The sequence below is a fragment of the Bradyrhizobium sp. Mp27 genome, assembly GCF_029953005.1.
Taxonomy (GTDB): Bacteria; Pseudomonadota; Alphaproteobacteria; order Rhizobiales; family Xanthobacteraceae; genus Bradyrhizobium; species Bradyrhizobium barranii.
On sequence record NZ_JASAUS010000215.1, the window covers coordinates 1 to 9,243 of the forward strand.

Genomic DNA, 9,243 nt, shown 5'->3' on the forward strand with positions numbered 1-9,243 from the left:
CCGGCGGCTCTTCTTCGTCATCTTCGCTCCTGATTCGCAGCAAGAATCCTCGCCGCTGTCAGGCAGAAAATCCACTCAAGCTACTGTCCGAATTTGCGGGGCCAGCTCTGTGTCCCTCGGCATGTACAACGCACGCGAAGACATCGATGTGATCGTGCGTGCCCCTTATCAAGGCGCGACGATGCTCGTGTGATCTAACGAGCCTAAGAAGTTCACGTGGCGTCGAGGTAGCTCGCCTTGAGATCTAGAGCGCGAGATCGCGCACGTCATTACATCGCAGGTGAGCACCTGTAGGTTTCAATAAGTATGAAGGATTGGAAGCCAGACTTGCGGCCTGCTTCCGCCTTACACCGCAGAGCGTTGCTGTCGCGCATAAACTCAAAAACTCCGCCATGAATTTCACGCGCGGCCGCCTTGTTCCATTTCGAACACCGCCAAACCAAGAGTCCCTCGCAAAGGCGAGATGTCGGATTCGCAACAACAGCCCGTCACCGTACAAGTCGCGCTAAGAAACTGTTGTTGTTCTAGTTTTAGTGCTCATGAGACCCTGGCATGCCGGTTGCAAAGTCTTGGATCAAGAAGCCGCCCTCCCAACAGCTAACCTTTTAAAGGACACCAGATGAGTCTCGCCACGACCAACAGCGTCGCAGAAATCAGGGCTCGCAACAAAGAGCTGATCGAGGAGGTGCTGAAGGTCTATCCGGAGAAAACCGCGAAAAGGCGTGCCAAGCACCTCAACGTGCACCAAGCAGGTAAGTCGGACTGCGGGGTGAAGTCCAACATCAAATCCATACCCGGCGTGATGACGATAAGAGGGTGCGCCTATGCAGGGTCGAAGGGGGTGGTCTGGGGACCAATCAAGGACATGGTTCATATCAGCCATGGCCCGGTTGGCTGCGGCCAATATTCATGGGGCTCGCGGCGCAACTATTACGTTGGCACCACGGGCATCGATAGCTTCGTGACTCTGCAGTTCACCTCCGACTTCCAGGAAAAGGATATCGTATTTGGCGGCGACAAGAAACTGGACAAAATCCTTGATGAAATCCAAGAGCTGTTTCCACTCAACAACGGCATTACGATACAATCAGAGTGCCCGGTAGGGTTGATCGGTGACGATATCGAGGCGGTGTCAAGGGCGAAATCCAAAGAATATGGAGGCAAGACCATCGTGCCGGTCCGTTGTGAGGGCTTTCGGGGTGTGTCGCAGTCACTAGGCCATCACATTGCAAACGATGCGGTACGCGATTGGATTTTCGGGCATATCGAGGCCGAGGGCAAACCAAAGTTCGAGCCGACACCATACGATGTTGCGATCATCGGAGACTACAATATCGGCGGCGATGCTTGGTCATCGCGAATTCTGCTTGAAGAGATGGGACTACGGGTAATCGCGCAGTGGTCCGGCGACGGTTCACTGGCCGAGCTCGAAGCAACGCCGAAGGCAAAGCTCAACATTCTGCATTGCTACCGTTCCATGAACTATATCTCACGCCACATGGAAGAGAAGTTCGGCATCCCTTGGTGCGAGTACAACTTCTTCGGACCTTCAAAGATCGCGGACTCACTGCGCAGGATTGCGGGTTATTTTGACGACAAGATCAAGGAAGGCGCCGAGCGAGTGATCGAGAAGTATCAGCCGCTGGTGGACGCCGTGATTGCAAAATATCGCCCGCGCCTCGAGGGCAAGACGGTGATGCTGTACGTCGGCGGCCTTCGTCCGCGTCATGTGATTGGCGCGTACGAGGACCTCGGGATGGACGTCATTGGCACTGGCTACGAGTTCGGTCACAACGACGACTATCAGCGCACAGCTCAGCACTACGTGAAAGACAGCACCCTCATCTATGATGACGTCAATGGCTATGAGTTCGAGCGCTTCGTCGAAAAACTCCAGCCTGATCTTGTCGGCTCAGGCATCAAGGAAAAGTACGTTTTCCAAAAGATGAGTGTGCCGTTCCGGCAGATGCATTCGTGGGACTATTCGGGTCCATATCACGGTTATGACGGCTTTGCGATCTTCGCGCGCGACATGGACATGGCCGTCAACTCGCCAATTTGGAAAAGAACGAAAGCTCCCTGGAAGGAAGCGCCGAGCGCCAAGCTCCAGGCTGCAGAATAACGCAACTCGTCTCGCTCTCCGGGAAAGCCCGGGCGATTCCAATCTGATAGTGAAGGATTTCACCGATGCCGCAGAGTGCCGAACACGTGCTCGATCATGTCGAACTGTTCCGCGGTCCAGAATACCAGCAAATGCTGGCGAAGAAGAAGATATTCGAGAATCCGCGCGATCCTGCCGAGGTCGAACGTATCAAGGAATGGACCAAAACGGCCGAATATCGCGAAAAAAACTTCGCGCGGGAGGCGCTGGCGGTAAATCCGGCGAAGGCGTGTCAGCCGCTTGGCGCCGTATTCGCCTCTGTCGGCTTTGAGCGCACGCTGCCCTTCGTCCACGGCAGCCAAGGCTGTGTGGCCTATTACCGCAGTCATTTGTCGCGGCACTTCAAGGAGCCTAGCTCCTGTGTCTCTTCATCAATGACGGAAGATGCTGCCGTATTCGGCGGTCTGAACAACATGACCGACGGGCTCGCGAACAGCTACAAGATGTACAAGCCCAAGATGATTGCGGTTTCCACAACCTGCATGGCCGAAGTGATCGGCGATGACCTGAACGCCTTCATCAAGACGTCGAAAGAAAAGGGCTCGGTTCCGGCAGACTTCGACGTGCCGTTCGCCCACACGCCCGCATTCGTTGGCAGTCACGTCACCGGCTACGACAATGCCCTCAAAGGCATTCTGGAGCATTTTTGGGACGGCAAGGCCGGAACAGCGCCGAAGCTGGAGCGCAAACCGAATGGAGCGATCAACATCATTGGCGGGTTCGATGGATATACCGTCGGGAACCTTCGCGAGATTAAGCGCATCTTGGAATTGATGGGCATCCAGCACACAGTTCTCGCCGACAATTCTGAAGTGTTCGACACTCCGACAGACGGCGAATTCCGGATGTATGACGGTGGTACGACGCTGAAGGATGCGGCGAACGCGATTCACGCCAAGGCGACCATCTCCATGCAGCAATGGTGCACGGAAAAAACGCTGTCATTTGCGGCAGAGCATGGCCAGGACGTTCTATCCTTCAACTACCCGGTAGGCTTATCAGCAACGGATGACTTTATCGTCGCGCTGTCACGCATCAGCGGCAAGGAGATTCCGGAGCAACTCGCGCGAGAACGTGGCCGCTTGGTTGATGCCATTGCCGACTCAAGCGCTCATGTTCATGGCAAAAAGTTCGCGATCTATGGCGATCCGGATCTTTGCTATGGATTGGCTGCGTTTCTGCTCGAACTCGGCGCCGAACCGACCCATGTGCTGTCCACCAATGGCAACAAAGCGTGGCAGGAGAAAATGCAGGCGCTGCTTGCAAGCTCGCCATTTGGACAGGGCTGCCAAGTCTATCCGGGGCGGGATCTCTGGCACATGCGTTCACTCTTGTTCACCGAGCCGGTCGATTTTCTGATTGGCAACACCTATGGGAAGTATCTGGAGCGTGATACCGCAACGCCACTGATCCGCATCGGCTTTCCGATTTTCGACCGGCATCACCATCACCGCTCCCCCATATGGGGCTATCAGGGCGGTCTGAATGTGCTGGTCAAGATCCTGGACAAGATCTTCGACGAGATCGACAACAAGACCAACATTCTTGGCAAAACCGACTACAGCTTCGACATCATTCGTTGATGAGCAACTACACGTGCCATCGTCCAGGACTGGACGATGGCACGAGCACATAACGGTTGAGTTTACAATTTGTTGCCCTGAGAGGAAGCAGGATGAGTTCACTGGCGGCCACGGTCCAGGATATCTTCGACGAGCCGGGCTGCGCCAAGAATGGCAGTAAGTCTGAGGCGGAACGCAGGAACGGCTGTACCAGACAGTTGCAGCCGGGTAGCGCTGCGGGTGGCTGTGCTTTCGACGGCGCGAAGGTTGCGCTGCAGCCGTTCACCGATGTCGCTCACTTGGTACATGGCCCGATCGCGTGCGAAGGTAATTCCTGGGACAATCGCGGCGCGGCGTCGTCCGGCTCGGATTTGTGGCGCACCGCTTTCACAACCGATTTGAGCGAAACCGATATTGTATTCGGAGGCGAGAAGCGGCTGTGCAAAGCGATCAAGGAGATCATCGACAAGTGCGATCCGCCCGCAATCTTCGTCTATCAAACCTGCATCCCGGCGATGATCGGCGATGACATCAATGCAGTCTGCAAGGCAGCGTCGCGAAGATTCTCAAAACCGGTGATCCCGATCAATTCTCCGGGCTTCGCCGGTTCGAAAAACCTCGGTAACAAGCTCGCGGGCGAAGCCTTGCTCGACTACGTGATCGGCACGCGAGAACCGGACTACACCACGCCGTACGACATCAATCTGATCGGAGAATACAACCTTTCAGGAGAGCTCTGGCAGGTGAAGCCAGTGTTAGACGAGCTTGGAGTGCGAATTCTCTGCTGCATTTCGGGCGATGGCAAATACCGCGAAGTCGCTTCATCTCATCGCGCGCGGGCGGCAATGTTGGTGTGCTCAAAATCCATGATCAACGTGGCACGCAAGATGGAGCAACGTTACGGGATCCCATTCTTCGAGGGGTCGTTCTACGGTATTCAGGATTCAAGCGAATCGCTACGCCAGATCGCCCGCTTATTGGTTGAGCGCGGCGCCCCGGCAGATCTGCTCGGGCGCACCGAAGCGGTGATCGCGCGCGAGGAAGCGCGGGCGTGGGCTGCCATCCAGCCGTACAAGCCGCGACTCGAAGGCAAAAGGGCCTTGTTAATGACCGGCGGTGTCAAGTCATGGTCGGTCGTCTCGGCGCTCCAGGAAGCCGGGCTGGAATTAGTCGGAACCAGTGTGAAGAAATCGACCATGGAAGACAAGGAGCGCATCAAGGAGCTCATGGGGCAGGATGCCCACATGATCGACGACATGACTGCGCGCGAAATGTACAAGATGTTGAAGGACGCAGAAGCGGACATCATGCTATCGGGCGGCAAGTCGCAATTTGTCGCGCTGAAGGCGGCGGTGCCATGGGTCGATATCAACCAGGAGCGTTGCCACGCCTATATGGGCTATGCCGGAATAGTCAAGCTGGTGGAGGAGATCGATAATTCGCTCTCAAGCCCGATGTGGGAGCAGCTACGTCGGCCAGCGCCATGGGAGGCTTTGGCCAAAGCGCGGGAGCAGATGCAGTCCATGGCCGCGATCGCCGGCGATCCGGTCCTCGCCGAAACAGCGCGCCGCGCGAGGAATATCTGCGTGTGTAACAGGGTTGATCTGGGCACGATTGAGGACGCAATCTCCGTGCACGGCTTGAGGAGCGTCGCAGCGGTCCGAGAGCATACCAATGCGGCCGGTGGCTGCTGTCAAGGACGCATCGAAGATATGTTGATGTCCGAGCCATCTGATATGCGACAGGCCGCAGAGTAGGGAGTCGCCATGGCCCTGGTCACGGCGCCGACAAAAGCCTGCGTTGTCAACCCGCTGAAGATGAGCCAGCCGATCGGCGGCGCATACGCCTTCATGGGGCTGCGCGGTGCGATGCCGCTTCTGCACGGCTCACAGGGGTGCACATCCTTCGGTCTCACGCTCTTTGTCCGGCACTTCAAAGAAGCAATACCGCTGCAGACCACCGCGATGAGCGAGGTCGCGACCGTACTCGGCGGATATGAAAATTTGGAGCAGGCGATACTTAACATCTCCAAGCGCGCTAAGCCGAAGATCATCGGAATCTGCTCGACCGGTGTCACCGAGACCAACGGCGACGATGTGGAAGCGTACCTCAAACTAATCCGGAGTGCGTATCCGCAACTCACAAAGTTGCCGCTCGTATATGTATCAACGCCTGATTTCAAGGGCGCGTTCCAGGATGGGTGGGAGAAGGCAGTTGCACGCATGGTGGAGGTGCTGGTGGACCGGCCAAGTGCCAATGGCCTGCGGGATCCCTCGAAGGTAAATGTTCTACCGGGGTGTCACCTGACGCCCGGCGACCTTGATGAACTCCGTGCCTTGCTGGAGGATTTCGGATTGTACCCCTCCTTTCTCCCTGACTTGGCGGGATCGCTCGACGGGCATATCCCCGATGAGTTTACGTCAACGACCATCGGCGGCATTGACGTCGACGAGATCGCGAGCATGGGGCGCGCAGGGTGGACCATTGCAATCGGTGCGCAGATGCAGCGCGCGGCTGAGGTCATGCAGACTAAAACCGGGGTGCCTTTTCGTGTGTTCGAGCGACTGTGTGGTCTTCATCCAAACGACGATTTCATGATGTTTTTGAGCGAGATTAGCGGGCGCCCGATACCCTCGAAATATCGACGCCAGCGCAGTCAGCTCGCCGATGCTATGTTGGACGCGCACTTCCATATTGGCGGCCGCAAAGTCGCGATCGGTGCCGAGCCAGACCTTCTGTTCGATTTATCCGGCATGCTGCACGATATGGGCGCGCAGGTGACCGTCGCCGTGACGACCACTCAGTCTGAGGTGATCGAGCGAATCAGGACCAAGGAGGTTCTCATTGGTGACCTCGAAGATCTGGAAGGATTTGCAAAAGAAAAGCATTGCGATCTGCTGATCACGCATTCGCATGGAAGGCAAGCGGCGGGGCGGCTGAAAGTGCCGTTCTATCGCGTAGGTTTTCCGATATTCGATCGGCTTGGCGCGGGCCACCAAGTATCCGTCGGCTATCGTGGTACCCGCAATGTGATCTTCCAAATCGCCAATCTCGTGATCGCGCATCGCGACGAGAACGACCGACCTACACCCGATAGGTGGCGGACCACGCCCGGACTGCCACAACACGTGGGGCATCGCCGCTCCACTGGCGCGCCTGAAAGGTCAATTGCATGAAGGTCGCTTTTGCCACTCAGGATCTGAGACGCGTCGATGCTCATTTTGGCTGGGCAAAGAATATTGCAATCTACGATGTCGCGCCCAGCGGGCATGTCTTTCTTAAAGCTATCGAGTTTGAGGGCGATCTTGAGGAGGACGGCAGTGGTGACAAGTTGGCGCCAAAGATCCAGGCGATCAAGGATTGCGCCATCCTATACGTCGCGGCCATTGGTGGTGCCGCGGCTGCGCGAGTGGTGGCCAGCAAAATTCATCCTATCAAGGTGAGCAAACCGGAAAGCATTCACGTGTTGCTGGAAAAGCTCGAGTCGGTGCTGAAGGGCACGCCACCTCCCTGGCTGCGCAAGGTCCTTGCAAAGGACCAACCGCGATCGTTTGAGTTCGACGAATGAGATGATATGACCGCAAAAATAGCGCAGCAGGGCAGCGTCGTCGACGCACCATTTCTAATCGAGTTAGTCAAGCTTTGGCGCGCCCAGGATACCAATGAAGCCTGGGAAGGGAAGAGCGACCTTGATCTGCTCGAACCCTATATCCTGAACAGGGAGAGACGACGCGCATTGCCGATCATCGGTGATCCCGATCCCAATACACTATGGCGGCTTGAGTTGTTCTTCAATGCGGTCGGCCTGTCAGTAGAGAGGGAGACCGGCATTATGGTTCAGCCGATCCTGAAGCTGCATCATGAAGGCTTCGGGCGCATAGTGCTCATCGCAGGGCGGTTGGTCGCCGTAAACAAGCAGCTGCGCGACGTGCATCGCTTGGGATTCGATAATTGCGTCAAGCTGGCTCAAGAGGGGGATAGATATGTCAGCGAGGGAATTGGCCTGATTCGGAAAATTCCAGACGTGGCTAACTATTGAGGATACTCACTCATGGGCGATCAGTGAAATACTGAAGGCCGAACTAAAGAAAGTGTCCGCCAAGGCGATACAGGCCAAGATGGATCTGCACGACCTTTCGGAAGAATTGCCCATCAACTGGACGTCGATTATGGCGGTGGCGCAGAAGGCGTACGATGTCTATGTCGAACTGGAGCGCAAGAGTCGCGAGCTAAAAGAGCTGGAAAATACTTGAAGGGCAATGCATGTCATTTGCAACGCGAGACGGCCGCGACTGGATGCCACAATACCTAGCCTCGATCGATGCCAAGAAGTGCATCGGCTGTGGCCGCTGTTTCAAGGTGTGCGGTCAAGATGTCATGACTTTGAAAGGCATCAACGAGGAGGGCGAACTCGTCAACCTTGACAATGACGCGGACGATGAAGTCGAAAGAAAGATTATGGTTCTGAACGATCAGGGCGCCTGCATCGGCTGCGGTGCGTGCGATAGGGTTTGCCCGGCCAGCTGCCAGACCCACGTCCCAGCCGCAGCTGCATGAGCGAAGGGGATCTATCTCCCGTTCGCCGCAGCGCGTGGAGGGAGGCCCCGCTGGATCAGGTCAATCCGCAACGGAGACTCGTGCCAGCCGGCCCGAATGGCCCGATTTTTTCCCTGAATGGCAAGACGGAACGAGCGGAGATGCGCATGGCCGAATGCTGCTCAGCCCCGAGGCAAGCCATACCGGCTGTCTGGCGCCTGCTTGCAAGTCTCGCTCGTATCGCAGGATCCGCGTTTTGTCGAAAAGCGACTTGGCCTTGGGCGGGCGATCATATTACCGTCGTGGTCGTCTAGTCGGTTTTCCGAATAGGCACTTCCTTCGGAGCCAGTCGTGCTCATCCTATCCTGTGGCCTTCGGTTGCGGGATCGGCAGGAGCGAAAGTCTGCCGCGGTCCACGGGTTTTACAATTGTCCGGCCGATCATAGCCGCCGATCGCGTTGAAGCGCATGTGATGGTGGCACCTGTGTCTTCGCGATTCTATCCTGGGACCGGATGGTGCTGCTCCGAATTGGATGACAGTGCAATAGCACGTGCGAGTCGCGGACGCCGCGACAAAAGCACCGGGCAGCAATTCTGCGCGCACGCCGCCGATCCTCGATAGACGGCTGCATTGGTCAATGGCAGCGACGACCGAAAGTAAAGGGCGGTGCTGCAGATCTGCGCCGTTGAACGTCACATTTTTGATGATCAAGCGCGGACAATATCGCACGCCATCAGCCTACGATTGCTGGCCAGCGGGTGCGTGACTCGCTTGCGGATTGCGCAGCCGCAGCCTCCGAGCGCCGGCAGATGCTTAGGTCAGGTTGTGGTCAGTTAGGTTGTATATTATGAACGCGAGCTTGCGCGGCATGAGTGCGGATTTCACGGATCGTGAGCATCGATTTCGCGCGATCGTGAGCACTGAATTCAGACGATCGTGAGCAGCCCGCTACGGCCGATGGGAGATAGAGTCAGTGTTCTGGT

9 protein-coding genes are annotated in these 9,243 nt (G+C 56.6%); all 9 read left to right on the top strand.

Annotated features, from left to right (window positions below; translation table 11 throughout):
* The coding region (locus QJT78_RS45475) for a hypothetical protein (protein ID WP_210256962.1) at positions 1–193 on the top strand (193 nt) is incomplete at its 5' end.
* Between the two features lie 426 nt (positions 194–619).
* A complete protein-coding gene (nifD, locus tag QJT78_RS45480) occupies positions 620–2,122 on the top strand; it encodes a nitrogenase molybdenum-iron protein alpha chain (RefSeq protein WP_011084552.1) in 1,503 nt (500 codons plus the stop codon).
* A 65-nt stretch (positions 2,123–2,187) separates the two neighbouring features.
* Positions 2,188–3,744: a nitrogenase molybdenum-iron protein subunit beta gene (gene nifK / locus QJT78_RS45485; protein WP_011084553.1), complete on the top strand. Its 1,557-nt coding sequence runs from the start codon at positions 2,188–2,190 to the stop codon at positions 3,742–3,744.
* Between the two features lie 92 nt (positions 3,745–3,836).
* On the top strand, positions 3,837–5,480 hold the full coding sequence (nifE, locus tag QJT78_RS45490; RefSeq protein ID WP_011084554.1) for a nitrogenase iron-molybdenum cofactor biosynthesis protein NifE: 1,644 nt from the start codon (positions 3,837–3,839) through the stop codon (positions 5,478–5,480).
* Positions 5,481–5,489: 9 nt separating this feature from the next.
* On the top strand, positions 5,490–6,899 hold the full coding sequence (gene nifN, locus QJT78_RS45495; RefSeq protein WP_011084555.1) for a nitrogenase iron-molybdenum cofactor biosynthesis protein NifN: 1,410 nt from the start codon (positions 5,490–5,492) through the stop codon (positions 6,897–6,899).
* Complete coding sequence (gene nifX, locus QJT78_RS45500; protein ID WP_011084556.1) at positions 6,896–7,291, top strand: nitrogen fixation protein NifX; 396 nt, start codon at positions 6,896–6,898, stop codon at positions 7,289–7,291. Before nifN ends, nifX begins: the two co-directional genes overlap by 4 nt.
* A gap of 6 nt (positions 7,292–7,297) precedes the next feature.
* Positions 7,298–7,762, top strand: a complete 465-nt coding sequence (locus QJT78_RS45505; RefSeq protein WP_038945372.1) for a NifX-associated nitrogen fixation protein — start codon at positions 7,298–7,300, stop codon at positions 7,760–7,762.
* A 19-nt stretch (positions 7,763–7,781) separates the two neighbouring features.
* Positions 7,782–7,976, top strand: coding sequence for a CCE_0567 family metalloprotein (locus QJT78_RS45510; RefSeq protein WP_026312876.1), 195 nt, complete (start codon positions 7,782–7,784; stop codon positions 7,974–7,976).
* A gap of 10 nt (positions 7,977–7,986) precedes the next feature.
* Positions 7,987–8,280: a ferredoxin III, nif-specific gene (gene fdxB / locus QJT78_RS45515; protein ID WP_038945373.1), complete on the top strand. Its 294-nt coding sequence runs from the start codon at positions 7,987–7,989 to the stop codon at positions 8,278–8,280.
* The last annotated feature ends 963 nt before the right edge of the window (positions 8,281–9,243 follow it).

What these genes read in the sequence shown, in the direction of transcription:
- nifE (WP_011084554.1), top strand. Translation starts at nt 3,837, where the DNA reads ATGAGTTCACTGGCGGCCACGGTCCAGGATATCTTCGACGAGCCGGGC.
- fdxB (WP_038945373.1), top strand. Translation starts at nt 7,987, where the DNA reads ATGTCATTTGCAACGCGAGACGGCCGCGACTGGATGCCACAATACCTA.
- nifD (WP_011084552.1), top strand. Translation starts at nt 620, where the DNA reads ATGAGTCTCGCCACGACCAACAGCGTCGCAGAAATCAGGGCTCGCAAC.
- nifX (WP_011084556.1), top strand. Translation starts at nt 6,896, where the DNA reads ATGAAGGTCGCTTTTGCCACTCAGGATCTGAGACGCGTCGATGCTCAT.
- nifN (WP_011084555.1), top strand. Translation starts at nt 5,490, where the DNA reads ATGGCCCTGGTCACGGCGCCGACAAAAGCCTGCGTTGTCAACCCGCTG.
- QJT78_RS45505 (WP_038945372.1), top strand. Translation starts at nt 7,298, where the DNA reads ATGACCGCAAAAATAGCGCAGCAGGGCAGCGTCGTCGACGCACCATTT.
- nifK (WP_011084553.1), top strand. Translation starts at nt 2,188, where the DNA reads ATGCCGCAGAGTGCCGAACACGTGCTCGATCATGTCGAACTGTTCCGC.